General features: G+C 62.8%; 16 protein-coding genes. 6 read left to right on the forward strand and 10 right to left on the reverse strand.

What is annotated here, in order from left to right; all coding sequences use genetic code 11:
• Nucleotides 1–190: 190 nt before the first annotated feature.
• The 8 genes from BDD21_RS07845 to BDD21_RS07880 all read right to left on the reverse strand — a co-directional run bounded on the left by BDD21_RS07845 (nucleotide 191) and on the right by BDD21_RS07880 (nucleotide 5,988).
• Entirely contained in the window at nucleotides 191–634 is a 444-nt protein-coding gene (locus BDD21_RS07845) for a DUF4426 domain-containing protein (protein WP_170164704.1), read from the reverse strand.
• A gap of 281 nt (nucleotides 635–915) precedes the next feature.
• Nucleotides 916–1,272, reverse strand: a complete 357-nt coding sequence (locus BDD21_RS07850; protein WP_120796683.1) for a DUF167 domain-containing protein — start codon at nucleotides 1,270–1,272, stop codon at nucleotides 916–918.
• On the reverse strand, nucleotides 1,248–1,823 hold the full coding sequence (locus BDD21_RS07855) for a YggT family protein (RefSeq protein WP_211335004.1): 576 nt from the start codon (nucleotides 1,821–1,823) through the stop codon (nucleotides 1,248–1,250). Before BDD21_RS07855 ends, BDD21_RS07850 begins: the two co-directional genes overlap by 25 nt.
• Nucleotides 1,820–2,650 (reverse strand): pyrroline-5-carboxylate reductase, encoded by an 831-nt coding sequence (gene proC, locus BDD21_RS07860; protein WP_120796685.1) that lies wholly within the window; start codon nucleotides 2,648–2,650, stop codon nucleotides 1,820–1,822. The genes BDD21_RS07855 and proC overlap by 4 nt, the downstream gene beginning before the upstream one ends.
• 225 nt (nucleotides 2,651–2,875) lie before the next feature.
• Nucleotides 2,876–3,598, reverse strand: coding sequence for a YggS family pyridoxal phosphate-dependent enzyme (locus BDD21_RS07865; protein WP_120799812.1), 723 nt, complete (start codon nucleotides 3,596–3,598; stop codon nucleotides 2,876–2,878).
• A gap of 13 nt (nucleotides 3,599–3,611) precedes the next feature.
• Nucleotides 3,612–4,235, reverse strand: a complete 624-nt coding sequence (locus BDD21_RS07870; RefSeq protein WP_120796686.1) for an XTP/dITP diphosphatase — start codon at nucleotides 4,233–4,235, stop codon at nucleotides 3,612–3,614.
• 40 nt (nucleotides 4,236–4,275) lie between these two features.
• Entirely contained in the window at nucleotides 4,276–4,995 is a 720-nt protein-coding gene (rph, locus tag BDD21_RS07875) for a ribonuclease PH (protein ID WP_120799813.1), read from the reverse strand.
• Between the two features lie 72 nt (nucleotides 4,996–5,067).
• The gene (locus tag BDD21_RS07880; RefSeq protein WP_120796687.1) at nucleotides 5,068–5,988 is read right to left on the reverse strand and encodes a serine/threonine protein kinase; all 921 of its coding nucleotides are present in this window, start codon (nucleotides 5,986–5,988) and stop codon (nucleotides 5,068–5,070) included.
• A gap of 748 nt (nucleotides 5,989–6,736) precedes the next feature.
• Between BDD21_RS07880 and BDD21_RS07885 the strand changes: the two genes are divergently transcribed.
• Both BDD21_RS07885 and BDD21_RS07890 read left to right on the forward strand, forming a co-directional pair.
• Nucleotides 6,737–7,603 carry a YicC/YloC family endoribonuclease gene (locus BDD21_RS07885; RefSeq protein WP_120796688.1) on the forward strand — a complete coding sequence of 289 codons (867 nt, stop codon included), beginning with the start codon at nucleotides 6,737–6,739 and terminating at the stop codon, nucleotides 7,601–7,603.
• Nucleotides 7,604–7,788: 185 nt separating this feature from the next.
• Nucleotides 7,789–8,160: a DUF6746 family protein gene (locus tag BDD21_RS07890; protein ID WP_120799814.1), complete on the forward strand. Its 372-nt coding sequence runs from the start codon at nucleotides 7,789–7,791 to the stop codon at nucleotides 8,158–8,160.
• A gap of 498 nt (nucleotides 8,161–8,658) precedes the next feature.
• On the opposite strand, the gene BDD21_RS07895 is transcribed toward BDD21_RS07890, so the two are convergent.
• The gene (locus BDD21_RS07895; protein ID WP_120796689.1) at nucleotides 8,659–9,162 is read right to left on the reverse strand and encodes a rhodanese-like domain-containing protein; all 504 of its coding nucleotides are present in this window, start codon (nucleotides 9,160–9,162) and stop codon (nucleotides 8,659–8,661) included.
• A 258-nt stretch (nucleotides 9,163–9,420) separates the two neighbouring features.
• Between BDD21_RS07895 and BDD21_RS27760 the strand changes: the two genes are divergently transcribed.
• Together BDD21_RS27760 and BDD21_RS27385 are read left to right on the forward strand one after the other, a co-directional pair.
• Nucleotides 9,421–9,570, forward strand: coding sequence for a hypothetical protein (locus BDD21_RS27760; RefSeq protein ID WP_170164705.1), 150 nt, complete (start codon nucleotides 9,421–9,423; stop codon nucleotides 9,568–9,570).
• 31 nt (nucleotides 9,571–9,601) lie between these two features.
• Complete coding sequence (locus tag BDD21_RS27385) at nucleotides 9,602–9,946, forward strand: hypothetical protein (RefSeq protein ID WP_147431010.1); 345 nt, start codon at nucleotides 9,602–9,604, stop codon at nucleotides 9,944–9,946.
• A 314-nt stretch (nucleotides 9,947–10,260) separates the two neighbouring features.
• Here BDD21_RS27385 and BDD21_RS07900 read toward each other — a convergent pair whose 3' ends face one another.
• Complete coding sequence (locus BDD21_RS07900; protein WP_120796690.1) at nucleotides 10,261–13,857, reverse strand: hypothetical protein; 3,597 nt, start codon at nucleotides 13,855–13,857, stop codon at nucleotides 10,261–10,263.
• Nucleotides 13,858–14,207: 350 nt separating this feature from the next.
• Here BDD21_RS07900 and BDD21_RS07905 point away from each other — a divergent pair, with 350 nt between their 5' ends.
• Nucleotides 14,208–17,801 (forward strand): helicase-related protein, encoded by a 3,594-nt coding sequence (locus BDD21_RS07905; RefSeq protein WP_120796691.1) that lies wholly within the window; start codon nucleotides 14,208–14,210, stop codon nucleotides 17,799–17,801.
• Between the two features lie 110 nt (nucleotides 17,802–17,911).
• Nucleotides 17,912–21,190, forward strand: coding sequence for a DUF1156 domain-containing protein (locus BDD21_RS07910; protein ID WP_120799815.1), 3,279 nt, complete (start codon nucleotides 17,912–17,914; stop codon nucleotides 21,188–21,190).
• Nucleotide 21,191: the final 1 nt, after the last annotated feature.

Consider the following 21,191-nt stretch of genomic DNA (forward strand, 5'->3'; position numbering starts at 1 on the left):
TATTCAAGCGCGCCCTGGAGTGATATGCCCCGTTATCAGATGGGTCGGTGTTGTGCGCACTGGAAATGCCGGCGCTGGCGCGGTTTAAGTATTTGGATTTTTTAACTTAAACCGCGTCAGCTCCAAGGTTCGTTGATGGCCGCATCCATCCGATTCAAGCTCAACCTCTCCTGTCGCGAGGAGACGCGGTTTAATCGATGAAGAACTGTTGCTGCAGCTCGATCGCCGTCGGTTCGCCGCCTGGGGGGGTGACCTGGATCGCAAAATCCACGATCTGGAGGTTCGCGATCGGAAACTGGCCGACGTAGGAGACGCCTTCGCCGACGCGGATCTCGCGCATCGGGATCACGCTCGCAGGCGTGTCGCCGGTGCGTGCAGTGGCCTCGACGCGCGCGGGGACATTTGCAGGCGTCCCTTCCGGGTTCGGCTTGACGACCGAGACGGTCAGAATACCGTTGAGCTTGCTGCGCTGGATCCGGTAGAGAGTCGCGATCTCGGGATTAAGCGTCTCGGCCGTCATGGCATTGGCGTAGATGCTGTACTCGCCTGCCATGACCGGGCCTTCAGCCGACGCGGTGTGAGCAGCGAGCAAGCCGGCGGCAATCAGGATCCCAAGGGTCCGTTGAATGATCATGGTGAAACCTCGTTTGGGGGATGAGATGAACCGCGTCCGTTGCGACATGCGTTCTCGACACGTGGGCTCGGACGTCGATGAATCAACGACCGTCCCAGTCGACGCGGTTCAGGAAGTTAAGAAAAAATCTCTAAACCGCGCTAAACCGAGTCCAGAGCGATATGCATCCTTTTTTGGATTGGAGCCGCCTCGGCCTGATCCTTGAGCGTCGGAACTCACGCGGTTTGGCGCCGAGACGACAGAGTTGCTGCAGCACCGAGGGCAGGATGCAACAGGCCATGTCACGGCAAGCGCGGTTTAACCGGGATCGGGAATGTCCGTGGCGCTTCAATCCGCAGCCGCTTGTATCGCGACTGCTCGCCGCCGATGACGGACACCTTGGACGGCGCCACACCGAAGGCATCGGCGATGAACTTGCGCAGCGCAGCATTCCCCTTGCCCTCGACCGGAGGTGCCTTGATGGCGACCCGATAAAAATCGCCCTCCGGCCCGATGAAGGCATCCTTCGGTGCGCGCGGTTTGACGCGCAGCGCCAGCTCCAAGTCTTCCCCGTCCCATCGGTACCAAGACGCGGCGTCGTGCGCGATGGCCGGCGCCCTGCTCGAGCGCGGCCTCAGAACGGACTGCCGACCAGCCATTTGAGCGGCGGGATCAGCAGCATTTCCAGAAGGATCAGCCCGATGATCACCGCCATGGGCGAGAGGTCGATCCCGCCGATCGGCTGAATCAGCCGTTGTGCCGGGCGCATGATTGGATCCGTCAGGCGCGTCAGGAGCGCGACCGCGGGGTTGTAGGGGTCCGGATTGACCCAGCTCAGGATGACGCGAATCAGGATCCCGAACAAAAAGATGTTGATGAAGAGCTGGATGACTGCCGGCACCGCCCAACCCAGCGCACCGAAGAGGGAGACGTTCAGCCCCAGCACCAGGACCAGCAGACCCAGCTCGACGGACTTGAGCAGCCAAGCCAACGCCAAGGCGGCCAGATCCATGCCGGCATAGCCCGGGATGACCTGACGCAACGGGCGCAGCACCGGCGAGGTCAGCTTGACGACGAACTGAGAGATCGGGTTGTAGAAATCGGCCCGCGCCCATTGCAGCAGGAAGCGGATCGCCACCAGCGTGATATAGAGCCCGAAGAGGGTCTGGATCAGAAAAACGGCGGGGTTGGTCAGATAGGAACCGCTCATGATTGCTCCGACAGGCTCCGTGAGAGTTCGACCGCGCGATCATGCGCGGCGTGCGCGGCGCGCTTCATCAGGGCGTGCAGATCGGCCTTGAGCAGGTGCTCGAGTGCACGTTCCGTCGTACCGCCGGGCGAGGTGACGCGCTCGCGCAGCTGCCCGGGCGTGTCCTCGCTCTCCACGGCCATCTTGGCCGCCCCCAGCGCGGTTTGGATGGTCAGGAGGCGGGCGGTCTCGGCGTCCAGTCCCAGCGAGATGCCGGCCTCTTCCAACGCCTCCATGAACAGGAAAAAGTAGGCCGGGCCGCTCCCCGAGAGTGCAGTCACCGCGTCGATCTGGGCCTCGCTCTCCACCCAGCGGGTTAAGCCGACCGCGCGCAGGATGGTCTCGGCACGGTTACGGCCTTCCTCGCCGACCTCCGGGCTGGCATGCAGCCCGATTGCACCCGTCTGCACCATCGCGGGTGTGTTGGGCATGGCCCGCACGACCGCCAAGGTGCCCCCGAGCCAGCGCTGAATCGCCTGCTCCGGTACTCCGGCCATGATGGAGATCACGAGCGGGGCGCGTGCCGATGCGGCATCGGCGATCTCGGTGCAGACCTGTGCGGCGAGCTGCGGTTTGACGCAGAGCACGAGCGTGTCGGCGTCGGCCAGCGCGTCCCGATTGTCAGCGAAGACCCGGACCCCGTAGCGTGCCTCGAACATCTCGCGGCGATCCGGCCCTGGCTCGGCCACTTGGAGCGCGTCGGGTGCGTAGCCGTCGGCAACGAGACCGGCGATCAGACTGGTGGCCATGTTGCCGCCACCGATAAAGGCAATCCTGGTTGTCGTCATGTCGAGCCCTAAAGAGATCGTAGGTTAAACCGCGCCCGGTGCGGTATGCGTCGTCTGTTGGATTGGCTTGGCTGCGCCGGCTCCGACAATTGTCGGAGCCGGCGCGGTTTAAGGTATGAAAAAATATACAATCCAAAACGCGTTCCCGCTAAGGGCCGTGGACGCACCAAACGTCGAACTCACGCGAAAGTGAGCATTTCGCTCTGGACGCGGTTTGAGGAACCATCAGCCGACATTATACGGCCGCGGCCCGAAGACTGCCGTGCCGACCCGAACGAGGGTCGCGCCTTCGAGGATCGCGGCCTCCAGGTCGTCGGACATGCCCATCGACAGACACGCAAGCGGGCGGCTCGGGGTAGCCAGCCGATCACGCAGCAGACGCAGGGCGCGAAACGGTGTGCGTTGAGCGTCTTCGTCCTCGGCGGGTGCGGGGAGTGTCATGAGTCCACAGACATCCAGGCGGGGCAGCGCCTCGCAGGCGGCGATCAGGGCCGCGACTTCGCTCGGCTCGACACCGCCCTTGGTGTTCTCGCCGCTGACATTGACCTGGATGCAGACCTTCAGCGGCGGCAGGTCGGTCGGACGTTGCTCGCTCAGGCGACGGGCGTGGGTCGGATCGGACAGGCCGTGGACCCAATCGAAACGGGCCGCGATCTGACGGGTCTTGTTGGCTTGGATCCGGCCGATGAAGTGCCACTCGATGTCGGTCAGGTCGGCGAGCAAGGCGATCTTCTCGATCGCCTCCTGCACATAGCTCTCGCCGAATGCCCGGTGACCGGCCGCATAGGCCGCGCGCACGGCCTCGGCGCCGTGGGTCTTGCTCACGGCGAGCAGCGCAACGCTGCCCGGCGGGCGTTGTGCCCGCTCGACGGCCGCGCGGATGCGGGCTTGCACCTCGCGCAGACGTTCCTGGATGCCGTCATCGCCGATCGCTTCGTCCGGTTCCATCATCCCGGCCCTTTTAGACGTCGGCGCCAACCGACGCCAAAAGGCCCTGCAACGCGCGCAGGGCCTGACCCCGATGGCTCAGCCGGTTCTTGGTCTCCGGATCCAGCTCCGCGGAGCTGCATCCATGCGACGGCACCCAAAAAACGGGGTCGTACCCGAAGCCGCGCTCCCCGCGAGGAGCGGTGAGGATCGAGCCCTCCCAGGTGCCCTGGCAGATGAGTGGCGTCGGATCGGCGGGATGGCGCAGATAGACCAGGACGCACTGGAATCGGGCGGTGCGTTTGGATGCTTCCACCCCTTCCAGGTCGGCCAGCAGCTTTTGCAGATTCGCGGTATCGGATGCGCCGGGTCCCGCATAGCGCGCGGAATAGATACCGGGTGCGCCGTCGAGCGCATCGACTTCCAGGCCGGAATCGTCGGCAAGGGCGGGAAGATCGCTGTAGCGCGCGGCGTGCCGCGCCTTGAGGATGGCGTTTTCCACGAAGGTCAAGCCCGTCTCTTCGACGTCCGGCACGGCAAAATCGCTTTGAGGGACCGCCTTGATGCGGGCGCTCAACAGCAGCTGATTGATCTCTCGAACCTTTCCGGGGTTGTTGCTGGCCAGGACGAGGGCCTCGCCGGCGTGCGGAATACTCATGCAATTCTCCTTGTCGGCTGACGGGGTGCGAGCACCCCGATCATGCGCTTTCCAGCGCGGCGCGCTGAGCGGCCTGGATCTCGCGGATGCCGGCGGCGCCGATCGCGATGAGTGCGTCGAGCTCGGCACGGCTGAAGGGCACGCCCTCGGCGGTCCCCTGCACCTCGACGAAGCGGCCTTCGCCGTCCATCACCAGATTCATGTCGGTCTCGGCCGTCGCATCCTCGGCATAGTTTAGATCGAGGACCGCAACACCCTGCACGATGCCGACCGAGACGGCGGCGATCTGCGTGCGCAGCGGATCGGTCGTGATCTCCCCGCGCGCCAGCAGCCCGTCGATCGCGTCGCGCAGGGCGACCCAGGCGCCGGTGATTGATGCGGTGCGGGTGCCTCCGTCGGCCTGCAGGACGTCGCAGTCGAGCGTGATGGAGCGCTCCCCGAGTGCATTCAGATCCATCGCTGCGCGCAGCGACCGACCGATCAGGCGCTGGATCTCGAGCGTGCGCCCGCCCTGTTTGCCGCGCGCCGCCTCGCGCGGACTGCGTGTATCGGTCGCGCGCGGGAGCATCCCGTATTCGGCGGTCACCCAGCCTTTGCCTTGGCCCTTGAGAAAAGGCGGGACCTGTGACTCCACGCTCGCCGTGCAGAGCACGCGCGTCTCGCCGAACTCGACCAGTACGGAGCCCTCCGCATGGCGGGTGAAGCCGCGGGTCAGTCGGATCGGGCGCAGCTCGTCGGGGCGGCGTCCGGACGGTCGCACAAGGGCGTTTGCAGAGGTGTCTGTCATGGCGATGCTCGATCTCGAAACCAGAAAGGGTTTGGCGTGGCGGGACTATTCGGATGCGCTCGGCGGTGTGCCCGAAACCCTGTCCGGGCTCGAGGCCACCTCGTCGAGCACCGCCGCGAGGAGCTCTCCGGCATCCTGTGGACGGTCGCCGACCTGCATCGACATCGACCAATCGACCAGCCTGAGCAGGGGGAAAGGATACCGGGTTTTCAGCTCCACCGTGGCCGGAATCAGGGTGTCCTCCTTTTGACGCTCGGGTGCGGGGGGCGGCGTGCGTCCTTCCATGCAGGCGCGGATGCTGGCCCCGACCGCGTAGACATCGGTCCAAGGTCCGATGTGACCGTCGCGCATGTACTGCTCGATCGGCGAATAACCGGCGGTGACGACCTGTCCGCCCCGGGCGCGGCTCTTCGCCAAGGGGTGAACGGCGCCGAGATCGAGCAGCATGGGTCGATTGCCATGCCTCAGGTGGATGTTGCCGGGTTTGACGTCGAGATGGACCATGGAGCGGCGATGCAGCAGCGACAAGGCATCGAGGACCGGGACGAAGACATCGAGGATGAAGGTCGTGCTGAGACCGCCGCGTCGCGCCTGCACATAGGCTCCGAGATTGCGCCCGCGCTCGTTGGGCATGACCAGATAGCCGGTATCGTTGGCGAGAAAGAAATCCAACACCCGAACGATCGAAGGGTGCTTTAAGGATGCGAGGGCCTTCGCCTCCTGAAAGAACAGTTTGCGCCCTTGATGGAGGTTCTCGGCGAGCTGCGGCTCGCTCGCCGTCACGCGCCGAGCACTGTCGCGCCGCGCGATCTTCTTGGGCATGTATTCTTTGATGACAACCTCTTCGCCCGAGTCCTCGTCATAGGCGAGGTAGATGAGACTGAACCCACCCTGCGCGATGGTCTTCACGACCCGATACGGACCCAGCAAGGTGCCCGCGGGAAGGCTGTCTCGGGCGACGGCCATGATGGTGCCTGTCAGTCTCCGTTGAGGTTTCGGCGGCACGCAGCGTGCCGCGGGAGCGTCGAGCGCCCGGGACGGAATCCTGCGCCCGCGCGCGCGACAAGGCAATGGATCGGCGTGCAGGCGCGGTCGATGCCCGTCCGTCGGGCACCGGTCCGGGCTCCTTCCTAGCCTGTCGGAAATAGGTTGAGCACCGAATCTAAACCGCGTCGCACCGAGGTCGCGGATATCTCCAAAGCCAAATCCCAACTGCCCAGAGGATCGGCCGGCAGTGACGCCGACGGTCGTCGCGAAGCGGCGACACCCCCCGGGATAGACGACTTGCAGTCGTCCTCTTCAGCCGGCCCGACGGCCCGCGAGGTCGCGGTCAACGCGACGCACGCGAGAACCGCGCCGAACGCGCTTCGGCACCGGTGTCCGTTTTGCTTATCCGTTCGCGATTTTCCTCTCCTTTCAGGTGTTGCCCGACGCGACGGTCGTGCGAGCGAGGCCCGTGGAAGAGGACGACTGCAAGTCGTCTATCCCGGGGGCACGCCGCTTCGCGACGTTGCTTCCGGCCGACCGGGACTCATGCGTCGCAAAAGGCTTTTCGCCTTTGCGTCGGACAGGTCGACCCGGATAATGGCCCCTCGAGTCCGAATCCATGCGAGCGGTCTTACGCACTCGGCCTCGCTGCCGCTCGACGAGCGCGAGCGCCGACGCCCAAATCGTCACCCGCACACCACAACATCACCACCCAAGGGACGACCCCATGATCAAAAGTATGACGGCCTTCGCGCGCGAGTCGCGCTCCGGTGATTTCGGCGAGCTGACGTGGGAGCTGCGGGCCGTCAACCACCGCTATCTCGAGCCGCATCTGCGGTTGCCAGAGGAGCTGCGCGCGCTCGAAACCAGCGTGCGCACCCGCCTGGCCGCCCGTGTCCAACGCGGCAAGCTCGACTGCAACCTGCGCTACGTCCCGGCCGTCGGACTCTCCGGAAGCCTGCGGGTCAACCGCGCCTTCGTCGAGCAGCTCCTGGCTGCCGGGCAGGAGGTCGGCGCCATCATCGGTCGCGGCGTCGAGCCCTCGCCCTTCGAGCTGCTGCGCTGGCCCGGCGTACTCCAGGAGCAGGACCGCGATCTGGACGAGGTGACGGCCGCCGCGCTGGATCTGCTGGAGCGCGCCATCGACACCTTGCTCGCGACCCGCGAGCGCGAGGGCGAGCGTCTCGAGCGACTGCTGGTCGATCGCTGCGATCGCCTGCAGGAGAGCGTGGTGCGCGTGCGTGCCCGGATGCCCGAGGTGATGACGAGTGTGCGACGACGTCTCGCGGATCGACTCGCCGAGCTGCGCGCCGAGCTGGATCCTGCCCGTTTGGAGCAGGAGATGGCCTTGGTCGCGGCCCGCCTGGATGTGGACGAGGAGATGGACCGTCTCGAGGCCCACGTCGCCGAGGTTCGGGACGTGCTCAAACGCCGCGAGCCGGTCGGGCGCCGCCTGGATTTTCTCATGCAGGAGCTCAATCGCGAGGCCAACACCCTCGGCTCCAAGTCGGCCGATGTCGAGGTCACCCGCGAGGCGGTCGAGATGAAGGTTCTGATCGAGCAGATGCGCGAGCAGGTGCAGAATTTGGAGTGACGGGGCGGTTCCGCGAGACGTCTCGACGCTCCCGACGGCGATCTTCTCGCCGGAGCCGGTCTTGAAATATTAATGCGAATCGTTATTATTCTGTGGCAGTCGTCCCATCCTGATGTGTGCCTTGCTTCATCCTGCAGGGTCCATCGGGACCAACCATCTCCTCCTCTCAATTGAAGGTCATCGCGATGCTCAACAAATGTCTAGTAGCCGCTCTGCTGGTCGGTATGGCCGCGGGTGCGTCCGCGCAGACCGATCGGGTCGAACACTTCAAGGGCCTTCCGGCCGATACGCTCGAGCAGGCTGTCGCGAACTTCTCCGAGTACAACGGCAAGCTGAGGGCGATCCTCGACAAGGGCGATCTCGAAGGACAGGATCTCGCGACCGTCCATGAGCTGACCTACACCCTCGAAACCGCGCTGGCGAAGATCAACGCCGAATTGACCGCTTTGGCCGAGACGTTGGAAGAGGTACACATCGCCTCGGAAACCGCCGATATCGACACGGTCAAGACGAAAGGGCGCGAGTACCTTTCGGTTGCCGCAGAGGTTATTGACTGATGGACGTGCGGATCCGCGCCGCAGCGCTGGCCTCCGTCGTTCCGGGGGGCTGAGGATCCGGTCCCGCATACCGGCCTCGCTCCTTGGGCCGGCCGCCCAAACCGTCACGAACTCGCGATACCTGCCCTAGCTCATGACACCAGCCCTAGCTCGTGACACCCGCTCTGCGGTGTCACGCATGCCCAGTGGCGCTTTGCGCCACGTGCCACGACGGCGGGAGTGCCGAACAAGGCCCGCGGTCTGCTCAGGAGGCGCAAAACAAATGACCCCTGCGCAGGCACAGGGGCCATCGGTCGGGGCATCCCGAGAATGAAACCGCGCCCAGTGCGGTATGCGTAGTTTGTTGGATTGGCTTTGCCGCGCCGGCTCCGACGACCGCCGGAGCCTGCGCAGTTTAAATTGTTGAAAAATAAATTTTAAACTGCGTCTCACCGATGTCGAGGACATCTCCGAAGGCAAACGCAACATGAAAATGACGCATGTCGCTCTGGACGCGGTTTAATTCTTGGGCAACGGCTCGGTGGGAGGACTATTGGCGACCACCGGGTCGAGATAATCGATCAGCGCCTTGAACCCACCCTCCAGGATGAATACCCGATCAAAGCCGATATGGCGCAACGCCGTGCCCGCTGCAGCGGCCCGGATCCCGGATTTGCAGATGACCACGACCGTGCGATCCGTCGGAATCCGTTCAAGATTTGCGGGGAGAAAGAGCTCATTGAGCGGAATGCTCAGATCCTCCGGCAGTGCGGTGCTGAACACATTGGCCTCCGCGGGAGTGCGGATATCAATCGTGGCGACCGGTTCGCCCCGCTTGATCATGTTCACGAAGGCTTCGGGCTTGATGCAGTTCAGCCCCTTGCCGGCCTGTGCGCCCTGCGCCGGTGCGAAGAGCTCGGCGTAGCTGCCGGCGAGATTCGCATCGTAGGTCCAGCCAGTCGTGCCGAATCCGACCATCAGCACGAACAGGGTCGTTAAGGCGATCGATCGAGCTTGAAACATGGCGCACCTCCTGACGTTGTTTGGTCAATGCCTGCATATAAGCATATTCAGAAGCATTGATAATTCTCGGCACATAGAGGGTTGCGCTGAGCTACATCAACTTGCTCGATGATTTTCCGGAATGGCTCAAGCCCCTTTGCGGTTTGTCATTGCGATGGCGACCGATGCCGTTCAACGGCCCCCTTGAGTGGCCAGGGTTGATCACCCTGAGTCGCCGTGCATGCGAGGGTCCGTGCGTGACACCCTTCGGGCAGGTGCTTGGGGTGGCCGACGCGGCGCAGGCACTCCAACTGTGCCTCGACCTGGGTGCACCTCAAGCGCAGCTTCGTCGACTTGGCGAGCGGCGAGGTCGCGGTTTCGCAGGAGCCGGTGCCCGACAGCCCGAAGCAGTACGTCGGCGTCACCTAACCAATGTTTCGGATACGCGCGGCTTTGGTGGATGAAGAGCCGCTCCCTGACTTTCGGCGACGTCAACACCGCCAATGAAATTCTCTACCTGACCGAGGTGACCGACCCCCGCACCGGCTCGATCGTGCCGCTTGGGTGCTCGCTCAACGGCACTGCGCACCGTCCGCCCGAGCGCGGCGACCTTTTGGTCAATCTCGCTGATCGCGAGAATCCGGAATGGCGCGCCGGGCATGTCGCCGCGGTTGGATCGCGAACAGGGCTTGGTCGCGCCGGCCGAGGAGGACTAATACAACCGGCCATGGGAAAATCCGCAGGCTTTCGCGCGGCGCATCCAGCTCTTCGAGATCAACGGCCGCTTCACGCTGTTGGATGTTGAGCCGAACAGCTGCTCCAGTGCCGATGGCGGTCGCATCGCCGGCTGGGTGTATCCGGTGCACTGAGCATTCCATAAGACGACTTCCGCCGATTCTCATACCGAGCAGGTCGGTTGGATGAGGATCTCCCGATTCAGGCGGAGGGGGTTGCGCTCCGACCGATTCCGATGTCCCGCCCAGGTCTACGCATTCCGAACCTACCCCCGACCGGTCCCGGATGCCTCAAGACTGGCGTGACCTGCCCAGGGGTCGCGACAAACCCGCGTGCCCGCGTTGCCCGGAGACATGTTCCGATGCCAAACAGCCCGAGCGCAGGTCAGAGGTTGAAGATCGACGAGTATTGCAGGAGCGCAAGACCCGACAGACTGCTGATGGCGGTAAAGGCCGCGCGCACCAAGGGTTGCTGGGTGAAGGGCCTGAATGCGCCGTCCGAGATCCCTTGCACTTCGTCTCGTAAGAAGGCGAGCTGTTCCTTGCAGCCTGCATAGCCGGAATCGTCCAAAGTCTTGCGGATTGCGTGGTCAAGCTGACTCTTCGCATCGTCTCGAACCCGCTCGGCGGATTGTCGCAGCACCCAGGCACAGCCGGCGGCATAGAGGGCTGTGGCCCCGACCACGACGATCCAAGCGGCGGGCATGGACCAGGCATCGAACACCGGATGACGGGCCGCGATCAGCAGAAGAAGTACCCACATTGGATACCAAACCAGATTCCCAACCGGCCGCGTCACCTCCGCGATCAACTTGACATCCAACCAGACGACATCCGTACCTTGCGGTGCGCACGGAGGCTCGCGCTTACCGTCGTGAGAGTCTTTTCGGACCAGCCACGCTTTTCGGGGCTTCTGAACATAACTGGCGAGGTTCATGGCTTCAAGTGTTTGGGGAGGCCAGAAAACTGGCCGACTGAGCGCGTCCGCCAGCTTCCGCGTCCGTTTCGTGGCGTCGACCATCAGGAACAGGAGTCCGAGGAAAGGGATTAGCACGCTCATGATGACGACGAAATCCAGGGTCCAAGAGAGATCGCTGCGTGTCGGCCGGTTGGGCATCCCGAACGCAAGCATCAACACAAAGGCCAAGACGAAAAAGAGGACCGTCTCGGGGGCGATACGCCTCAAAGTCGCCGGGATACTGCAACCCGATCGGAACTCGCTCCAGATCTCCGTTGCGCAGCGAGGCGTCACCTGGGGGGCGGGGTCCGAGAACACCCCTGCGCACCCCGGATCGTTCTTCGGTCGCCCTCTGCCGGATTGGGTCGCGACCGCAGGATTATCTGAATCCGTGGGCGCGAGATGAAAATTCCTCCCGATTTCCTCCATGCTCAGCTTTTGGGTCTGGAAGGCCCGAACAAAGAAATAGATTGCGAGCAACCCGGCGACGACGCGGATGATCTCGCTTGGCCAGATGCTGACGCCTTCAAGGATCGAGAAAGGCTCCCCTCCTTTCTGAAGGTCGTCGAACACGAAATAGCCCGCCACGGCCAAAAGGCTGCCCACCACCAGCACGATCAGCAGCCACAACCGCTTCGGAGACATCCAATGGAGAAATATGACTACCCAAATGCCGAACGCGGCGAGCGCGGCCGGCAACGGTCCGAGCAAGATCGCCCAGAACAACAGAATGACTACGAAGACCGTGGTCGCCAGACGCGAGTAGCCGGCGGCGCGTAAACCACGGGGGCTTTCATTCGCGGAACCGCCCGGGCTGTCGCGCTCCGCGGATGGTGCATTACGATTCCCTTCGCGCTGTTGCTCGCGGCTCGACTGGAGTCGCCAAGCCGGGTGGAGATTGACCCCAACCCAATACTGCATCTGATCCCGTCTGACGACCGCGATAAACAGGAGGCCACCGAGCAGCAAAGAGGCTGCGACCAGACGCAAAGTTGTCCATGGGAGTCCATCCCCCGAGTCGGGCTCAGCTGAGTAACCCTTTTGTGCTACTAGGTAGAAACGGCGGCGCTCGTCTTCCGGGTGTGCATTTTCGACAGAGCAAACCGAGCTCCCGGTATCCGAGGGAAACTCCGCTCCGCCGCCCAGCTCGATGGCCTGGGTGCGCCCGATCTCGAACAGACGCGGGCGCGGACGTGGAAGCGGTGATTGAAGAGCGTCCGGACATTGATTCACCGTCTCCCCCCGACCTCCAACGATGAGTCGGGTGGCCAGTAGGGAAGCAGCTTGGTAACTATCGCGCAGCGGCGGAACGCTCAACTGACACGCATCGCTCAATGTCAAACCGAAGCCGGAGGCCACGATCAAATTCCGGGTATAGGGGTTGTGCTCGGGGTGCCACATGTCCGCTTCGATGTCGGTCGTGAAGAAAACCGCATTCGGGAAGGCGGGCTTGAGTGCCTGCAGCACCAAAATTTTGTCGTAATAGTCGTTGCCGAGCACGCCGATCGCCTGGATGCCGCATTGGCGCTTGAACCGGTCGCGAATACTGCATGCCGAGCGTAGCGCTTCGTCCTTGATTAGGAGAGCTCCGCGCATGCGGCGCAGATAGTCGATCTGCGCATCGCCCGCTGCACGCTCGATGCCACCCGAGTTGGATGTGCTCGCGGCTGCCGTGCTGGCTCCTGGCGTTTGTCCGTCAATCCCTCGGAGGTAGCCGAACGAAACGAATTCGCTCTTGCATGTCTCCATGGACGTAGTATCAGGGATTTCGGAGCCCGTGTGCTTGGGTTGGCGTCCCTTCCGTTCGGATTCGGGTTCTTCGTTGCACGTCGCGACGCACCACTGCCGCTGGACTGCGTCTCTTAGGCGACGCGAATAGGCTGTGTCCAATTGACCGACGATGGCTATGTTTTCCGCATTCGCCACGCGACGCGTCTTCAACTCGCAGACTAGTAGCTCGGCCAACCGGTCGTCGTCGGCGATGGTGCGTCGCAGCACGATGTCGCAGGCGCTGGAGGTGTCGGTCCATCCGCCGCGGTACGATGCGTCGATTGGTATGGTCGCATTGGGCGACCAGAGCTTGTCGAATGGGATGTCGCCGGGGAGGCACTCGTTTTGAGGAACCTCCGCAAGGATGCGCTGTAGGGTCGTCGAGTCGGCCGGACCCATCACGTCGATATGGACGCAATGGCAGGTGCGAATCGTTTCCAGCAACTGACCCATTCGCTGGATCAGGCCATCTTCAAGCGGTTTCGGCTTCTCTTGGTTGTCACTCGAGGAATCTTTCCCGGTCGGCGCGGCTTGGGGACATGTTGCAGCGAGCTCCGTGGCTGACTTGCTTCCCGCGCTGGATCTAAAACCGTCCTCATCCAGCCACAGCAGCACGAGGCTCTCGCCCGTTTCGGACGGGGGCCGAGCATTGAGCGTGAGCCACTCGTACGGCACATACTCCGGCAGACCCTGAATCCCAAGCTCGAAGTAACCGACATGTTCGTCGTCTTCTGGTTCGAAGTGATCTAGCATCAAACCGGACAAGATAGCGTAGCGCACGCGCCGCCGCGCCTCCGCGGCACCGGATGAGGGCCCGCCTGACGCCATGACGGCGAAGATACGTACCGTCTTTCCCGCGGCGATCCGACTCTCCATGCCTTGAATAAATTGCTTACAACTCCGACGTGGCGGGGGGGCATCGGTTGGGGACATTTTCTTGCAGGCTTGCTGCGTCAAGACTGACATCCCGCGTGCTCCGTCTTCGCTACGCACTTCCTCCCCGATCGTCCAGCAGCGCGAATCCGCGGCCCGCGCTTCCTTGCGTACCGCCACGACTGCCGCGAAGGGGTCCTGCCAGAGCCGTGCATCAACGTCCTGAACTCCGGCATAGCCCACTCCCTCGCGCGGCTCGGGCGGCCGATCCGGCTTGAACGGAAGCTGCACCCAACTGATCAGCCCGATCGAGATCAGAAGTGCAATGACCAGACCGCCCGACCAGAGACCGGGTGTCGACGGATCCACGTTCGATTGCATCAGCGTCCTCCCAGGTCCCAGTCCGGCCGTTGTCGGCCCGAAGCTGCGAAGGCAAAGCAGGATCACTAAAACGCATCGATCCACCGAGAGTGTAGCTTTGGGTTACCACTCCGGATAAGGTTTCAACCTTTGAGTTTTCATGGTTTTGACCCTTGACGGCCAGTCAAGCGGATCGCCGACCCTTCGGGGGCTCCGGGACCGCGCACCGAGCGGGTGTCTAGTCGCTTCCCGCACCCAACAAACGACATGCACCCTTTCAAGCTCGATGCCGTCGTCAATGATCCAAACTGCGCTAGCGCATCGGTTCAGGAATATATCGTATGATATAAGATGCTTATAAGATCACGCGGATGCTTATGAAGCCCGAGCAGGTACGTCGCCTTCGCATGACACTGGACCTGACGCAGCAGCAATTTTCAGATCTGCTCGGGGTGTCGTTCGTCACGCTGAATCGCTGGGAAAACGGACAGTCGAAGCCCTCCGCAATGGGTTTGGCTAAGTTACAGGATCTCGCGGCTCGAACCGACAGCGGGGCAGCGGAAGCGGGCGCTTTAGGGGGCCGCTCGGTGTCTTCCGACACGTCAGCGGAGCTTCCACGGCTGGACTTTCTGGGTGACGCCAACGCGCTTCGCGTACTCGTCGAAGGCGAGCGGCTGTCCTACGGGCATCTGTTCAACCCTGTCTTCGCAACCGAGATCAGCGAGATCGACCCTCTGCCGCATCAGCGGATCGCGGTCTACCGGCGCATGCTGCCCCAACACCGCCTGCGCTTTCTGCTGGCCGACGATGCCGGTGCCGGCAAGACGATCATGACCGGGCTCTACGTTCGCGAGAGCTTGTCTCGCCGGACGATCCGGCGGGTCATGGTCGTGGCGCCGGCCGGTTTGGTGGGCAACTGGTACCGCGAGCTGCGCAAGCTCTTTCAGCTGCAGTTCAAGATCGTGACGGGCGGCGACACCAAGAACGGTAATCCGTTCGTCGGCCCCGGCAGCGACCTCGTCGTGGTGAGCCTCGACAGCCTGCGTTCGCCGCGTTTGTTCAACGCCCTGCGCGACTCGCAGGTCGCCCCTTACGACCTCGTCGTGTTCGACGAGGCGCACAAGCTTTCGGCCAACCGCGACCTGGACGGATCCTTCCGCGCGACCGACCGCTACCGCCTGGCCGAAGCGATTGCGGGGGTGCGGGAGCTGCCCGATGAGTGGCGCCTACCTTGGGCGGCGCATCACCTGTTGCTGCTCACGGCAACGCCGCACATGGGGAAAGAGTACCCCTACTACTGTCTGTGGCGGCTGCTCGAGCCCGAGATCTTCAGCACCGAGACCGCTTTCGCAAACTTCCCGCGCGAGTCCCGCGACCGCTACTTCGTCCGCCGCGTCAAGGAGGAGATGGTCGACCTTTACGGGAAGTCCTTGTATGCAGAGCGGTTCTGCGACACGGTGAGCTACGACCTCTCGCGGGGCGCGATCAGCGAGCAAGCACTGTACGACCGCACCACGGCCTACATCCGCGATTACTACAACCAGGCCCGCCTGCTGAACCCGCAGGCCGCACGGTTCGCCATGACCGTGTTCCAGCGGCGCATGGCCAGCAGCACCTGGGCCTTGCTCTGCTCTTTCCGAAACCGCCTCGCGAAACTCGATGCCCTGATCGACGACATCCAGTCCGGTCGGGTGCCCGAGGTAGAGCTCCGCAGTCAGCAGAAGCGCCTGAAACGCAAGGTGCGCGAGGGCCGGCTGGTGGACGTCCTGGCCGCGAAGACGGCAGACGAGGAGACCTCGACAGACGGGGCCGAGGAGAATGAAGAGAGTGAGGCCGAAGCGCTCGGGACGTTCGTTGCAACCAGCTTGGCGGAGCTCATGGACGAACGCGGCCAGGTGCAAGAGCTGATGACCCTCGCTGAGACCGTTCATGCGAGCGGCCAAGAGTCAAAGTTCGAGCGCATGGCCGAACTGCTGCGCGCGCCTCAGTACCAGGACCAAAAGGTCATCGTTTACACGGAACACCGGGACACGCTGGAGTTCCTGAGCCGACGGCTCGAAGGCATGGGCTACGCCGATCAGGTGGCCTACATCCATGGTGGGCTTGGCTTCGAGGAGCGCGACGCCCAGGTCGAGCGCTTCCGCAGACCCCATGACGCCGAGGGCAAAGGTGCGCGCTTCTTCATCGGCACCGACGCTGCGGCCGAGGGCATCAACCTCCAGTTCTGCTGGATCCTGTTCAACTACGACGTGCCATGGAATCCGGCGCGGCTCGAGCAGCGCATGGGCCGTATTCACCGCTACGGCCAGAAACGGGACCGCGTCGCGATCGTCAACCTCGTCGCCGGCAAGACGCGCGAGGGCCGGGTCATCAAGACCTTGCTCGATAAGCTCGAGGAGATCCGCAAGCAGCTCGGCTCCGACAAGGTGTTCGACGTGGTGGGCCGCATCTTCGAAGGCATGGCCATCACCGACTACATCCAGCGAGCCGTCGAGTCCGACGACGAGGCGGACAAGAAGGCACTGGAGCTCTCCGGTCAATTGACGCCGGAGCAGATCAAGGCCATCGAGGCGCGCGAGGCGTCTATCTACGGCCCCGGCGGCGACGTGCGCAGCGATCTGCCCCAGCTGCGCGAGGCGATGGCCATCGAAGAAATGCGCCGCCTGCTGCCCGGCTATGTTCGCCGCTACCTCGAACACGCCGCTCCGGTCGTCGGCATCGACTTCGTCGGTGATCTCGATGAGCACTTCTTCATGCGACCGTGCAAACGCGGGGTGCTCGACAGCATCCTTCCCTTGCTCGAAACCTACCCCGAGTCGGCGCGTAACCGGTTCACGGTGTACCGCCCCGATGACGGGCGCGATGCCATCTTCCTATATCCAGGCGAGCCCGTCTTCGAGCGCCTCTCGGCGATTGCCATCGAGAGCGCCCGCAACCAGGCGCTGCGTGGCGCGATCTTCACCGACGTCGGCGCCACCGCCCCGTACTTGTTTCATGTGGCACGCGTCAGCGTCGAGCGCGGCGTCGATCCGGGGCTGCCGGCTTTCCACAGCCCGGAGGCTATCGAGCAGCGCTTGGTCGGGCTCAAGCAGTACGCCGACGGAAGACTGATCGAGACTCCGGTCGAGCACTTGCTGCTCCTGAAACCGACGCCCAAGCCCAGTCCCGGAAGCGTCGTCTTCCTGGCCCAAAGCGACACCTGGCGCCTGGCCGCGCAGGAACACATCCGGCGCGACCTGGTTGCCAAGCTGGCGGACCTGCAGCGCATGAACGCCACGACGCGACTCGCGGAAACCGAGGAGTACCTGCAACGGGCGTTCGACTACCAAGAGTCCGAACTGGCGGCAGCGCGCAAGCGCTTCACCGAAAAGGCCCGCGACGGCAACCGGATCGCCCACGCCGAGCTGGATCGCATCAAGGCCCAGCAGAAAAGTCTGGCCCACCGCCGTGAGCAGGCATTGCTGCAGGCGCGGCGCGAGGTCGAGCTGATTCAGCCCGGCCGCGTCGAGATGCTGGCCACCGCGCTCATTCAGCCATCCACCGATCCCGACGACATCAAGGCGCGTGATGCCGAAGTCGAACGCATTGCCGTCGAGGTGGCCATCGCATTCGAAGCGGCCCAAGGTGCGGATGTGCGTGATGTGTCCACGCCCCCGAAGGCGCGCTTGGCCGGCCTGAACGACTACCCCGGCTTCGACCTCATGTCCAAGCGCGCCGGCGAGGAACGCGGCATCGAGGTGAAGGGGCGTGTGGGTGTCGGCGAGATCGAGCTGACCGAGAACGAGTGGGCCCGAGCCTGCAACCTACGCGAGCGCTACTGGCTCTATGCCGTGTTCGACTGCGGGGGCGTCCAGCCACGCCTCCTCAGGGTGCAGGACCCCTTCGCCAAGCTGATCGCCAAGGCACGCGGAAGCATGGCCATCGCCTACAGCGACATCGCCAACGCGTCGGAGGCCGTCGAATGAGTCCCGAGGGCCGGAAAGAGAAACGCCCCCGCGATGGAGGCGTCGGGCCGAAGATGCGATCTCCGGCGGGGTTGAACCTAGACGATACCGCAGGTGCCGGAGCCATCAATATGCACAACAACGACAAACGGCTCATTGAAGTCGCCTTTCCGCTTAAGCAGACATCCATCGACTCGGTGCATGAAAAGAACGTGCGCCATGGGCACATCTCGACGCTGCACATCTGGCCGGCGCGTCGCCCCCTTGCGGCCTGCCGCGCGGCGCTGATCGCTACGCTGTTGCCCGACCCGGGCGACAAGGAAAAGCGCGACGAGCTGCTGAAGCGGCTTGGCGGAACGCTCAAGAAGACGCTGAAGAAAAAAAAGATGCCGAACGGTCGCGTGGAGGAGATCGAAGCTCTGGAGACCGAGGGCGGCGTGTTGCACTGGGGCAACGAGTCCAGCCCGGACATGGATTGGTTCCGGCAGCAGATCCGGCTGGCTTACGGCGGGCGTGCGCCTCGGGTGCTGGATCCCTTTGCCGGTGGCGGGGCAATTCCGCTCGAGGCGATGCGGCTCGGCTGCGAAGTGACGGCTATCGACATCAACCCGGTGGCCTGGTTTATTCTGAAATGCACGCTTGAGTACCCGCAAAGGCTTGCCGGCCAAAAACGAAGGTTGCCCGACTTCGCCTTGCAGGACGGCGAGCTCATGGCCGCCTATCTCAAGGCTCAAGGGCTCACGCCGTCCCAGGTCAAGCGCCACCTGCGCGAGCTGGCCGACGCATTGGCGCCGCGTGCCTCGGATCAGACCCTGGGAGGGCTCGATTACGGGGAAACCCTGGGCTTGCTCGATCACCCAAAGCTCGCCCCGACCCTTCTGGACGCCGATCTGGCCTGGCATGTGCGCGCTTGGGGGAGCTGGGTGTTGAGGCAAGCACGCCGAGACATGGCGCGCTTCTATCCAACCTATGCCGAATACTGCACGCTGAAGCCCTACGCCCGCGTGCCCTTGGATAGGGACGAGCCGCTCAGGCTCGTACCCCTGAACGATGCCGGCGAGCCTCAGATCGATCTGCTCAATGCGGGTTTCGACCCAGAGTATCTGGACAACCCGGCCAATCCACGTTGGATTCCTAAGCGAACCACCGCCTATTTGTGGTCGCGGGCAGTTACGTGTAAAGCATGCCGCGCAGAGATTCCATTGCTGAAAACTCGATGGCTTGCAAAAAGTGACAAAAAGCGGGTCGTCCTTGTCATGCGACCGCTTGAGAGTATGTCTGACGTTGAGTTTTCTATTGACTCGCACGCGAAAGAACACGGTGGAAATGCGGCTCAGCGGCGCGAGCATGATAAACGTGTTGGCTCGGGAACCATGTCCCGCGCTGGTGCGACCTGCCCATGTTGCGGGACCATTATGACGCCGGAGGATTTGAGACTTGAGGCTCGGTCAGGCCGACTAACGCATCGGCCCATCGCGGTCGTGACAGAAGGACTCAATGGTAAGGAATATCGATTGCCTACCCAAGAGGAGTTGTCGCGTGCAGCAATCGCCCTCGACATGCTGAATTATGTATCGCAGAATCTTCCGTATGGTCTCCCTACGGAATCTATTCCCTTGGGAGCAAGCCGGTCCGCTGGTGGATCTGCGTTTACTGTTAGCCTTTATGGGCTTGATGAGTGGGCAAAGTTGTTTGCCCCAACGCAGCTGGTCACGCTTTGCCGTTTCGCACAAGAGATTCGTACGCAGAGCGAGGTTATCAACCGATATTATTCGGCGGACTGGGCCGCTGCACTTATTTCATACCTTGCTTGTACTTTTAGTCGGACAACTGACTACTTGGCTTCACTCTGCGTATGGGAAAAGAGCGCGGAGGAAGTCAAGCATACATTTATGAGGTGGGCTCTACCCATCACATGGGACTTCGCGGAAGCCAATCCTTTCGGTCCCGCTGATCGCTACTGGCGTGGGGCGGTATCGTCTGTAGCAGGTACGATTGGGAAGCTTCATGAAACATCTTGGAAGGACAGCTGCGCTCCAACCGTAATTAGGGGGTCGGCGATCCAGGCGCTTGAGCCTGTTTACGACGTGATCGTTACTGATCCACCATATTACGATGCGATCCCTTACTCGGATTTGATGGACTTCTTCTATGTTTGGCTCAGAAGAACCCTTTCCGGTGTGTCTAAGGAATTCGACGATGCATTTGCCTCTGACCTAGCCCCCAAGTGGGACCATAAACGAAATGATGGCGAACTAATTGACGATGCTGCGAGGTTTGGTGGAAGTCGCGACGCATCAAAGCGAAACTACGAAGACGGCATGGCGCGGGCCTTCATTACTTGCCATAAGGCTTTGCTTCCAGGTGGTCGGCTAGTCATCGTCTTTGCACACAAGCACCCCAATGCTTGGGAAACCTTGGTAGCGGCAATCATCAAGTCAGGCTTTGTTGTCGACGGTAGTTGGCCGGTCATGACGGAGATGCCTGGTGGCTTGCGCAACCTTAGGCGTGCTTCGCTCTCATCTTCGGTCTGGTTAGTCTGCAGGAAGCGAGACCCGATGGCGAAGGCGGGCTGGGACACCCAGGTACTCAACGACATGCAGTCCAGCATCACGACCAAGCTGCGCGACTTCTGGGACGCCGGCATCCGCGGACCCGACTTCATCTGGGCCGCCACCGGCCCGGCGCTGGAGTCTTACAGCCGCTACCCGGCGGTGAAGAAGGCGTCCGAGGCGGGTGGGGTGATGTCGGTGACGGACTTCCTGGGCCACGTGCGGCGCCTCGTGGTGGATTTCGTCGTCGGCCGCGTGCTGTCGCATGGACAGGCCGAGGCGACACCGGGCGACCATCCGCTGGACGATGTGACGACCTACTACCTGCTGCATCGCAATGACTTCGGCCTGAAGGAAGCACCGGCCGGTCCGTGCATCCTTTACGCCGTGTCCTGTGGTTTGTCGGAGCGCGAGCTGGCCGACCAGTACGAGCTGCTGGCCCGTAGCGGTGGTGCGGCAGATGTCGAAGACGAGGAAGCCCCGAATAACGACGAAGACGGCGATGAAGAGAAAGCCGCATCCTCGGGTGGTGGCGGTAAGTACAAGCTCAAGGACTGGCGTGCTCGCAAGCACCGTTCACTGGGAATGGAAACGGCCAGTGGCCGAGCGATTCCGTTGATCGACCAAGTGCATAAACTCATGCAGTTCTGGGTGGCGGGCGACGTCGTCAAGGTCAACGCGTTCCTGGACAGCCGCGCGTTGCGCCATAGCCAGGTGTTCATCCAACTGATCCAGGCATTGATCGAGAAGAGCCGCGCCGAGGGCTGCACGGAGGAGTGCTCGATCCTGGAGCGTTTGCAGAACTATCTGCGCTCGGTGGGTAGCACGGCACAGACTGAGCTGGGTTTGGGAGGATGAG

This window comes from Thiocapsa rosea, from assembly GCF_003634315.1.
In the GTDB taxonomy this organism is placed as follows: Bacteria; Pseudomonadota; Gammaproteobacteria; order Chromatiales; family Chromatiaceae; genus Thiocapsa; species Thiocapsa rosea.